Source organism: Streptomyces achromogenes subsp. achromogenes, from assembly GCF_000720835.1.
GTDB lineage: Bacteria > Actinomycetota > Actinomycetes > Streptomycetales > Streptomycetaceae > Streptomyces > Streptomyces achromogenes.
In genome coordinates this window covers 1-620 of record NZ_JODT01000086.1, presented here as the reverse complement: position 1 = coordinate 620, position 620 = coordinate 1, and the positions used below count along the sequence as shown (strand labels likewise).

Below are 620 nucleotides of genomic sequence, written 5' to 3'. Positions count from 1 at the left end.
CGGCTCCCGCCGCCGCCCCCGCTGTTGTTGGTCTTGTTCTGCGACAGGTTGAGCGTGAACGAGGGGGCGAACGACGCGCCGAACTTCGCGGAGTCGTTCTTGCTGTTCTTGCCGCCCGTAGCGGCTGCGGTCGGTGTGCTCACCGGTTGATCTCCGATCCCTTGCGGTGACGGGGGCAGGCGCAGGGCGGCCAGATGATCGCGTCCCACGGGTGCACGTCGCAGTCGTCCGGCCAGATCTCCCGAACGGGCGACCACGTACGGCCGCTGTCCCGACTGATCCGCATCGTCATCAGGGGCCGGTCGGCCGGTCCGTCGTGCTCCATTGCGACTCCCTGCGCTCTCGGTAGGGACTTCCCATAGGAAGTGCCTTCCTGTAGGAAGTTAAGGGATCAGTCCGGTACCGTCAACCACATCCGATAGGAAGCGAGGAACCGATCATGGCCGGGACCGTGGAGCGCATGGCCGCCTACCTGCGCGCGAGGATCGACCTGGGGACGCTCGAACCGGGCAACAAACTCCCCCCGACCGGCGCGCTCATGAGTCAGTTCGACCTGAGCGACAACGCCGTATACCGGGCAATCGCCCTGCTCAAAGCCGAGGGCTACCTCGTGTCACAGC

Annotated in this window: 2 protein-coding genes; one reads left to right on the top strand and one right to left on the bottom strand. The window is 65.8% G+C overall.

Annotated elements, in window-relative coordinates:
• Positions 1–139: 139 nt before the first annotated feature.
• Positions 140–325: a hypothetical protein gene (locus IH25_RS0136785; protein ID WP_030498532.1), complete on the bottom strand. Its 186-nt coding sequence runs from the start codon at positions 323–325 to the stop codon at positions 140–142.
• 114 nt (positions 326–439) lie between these two features.
• Between IH25_RS0136785 and IH25_RS0136780 the strand changes: the two genes are divergently transcribed.
• On the top strand, positions 440–620 hold a 181-nt coding region (locus IH25_RS0136780; protein ID WP_030621387.1), incomplete at its 3' end, for a GntR family transcriptional regulator.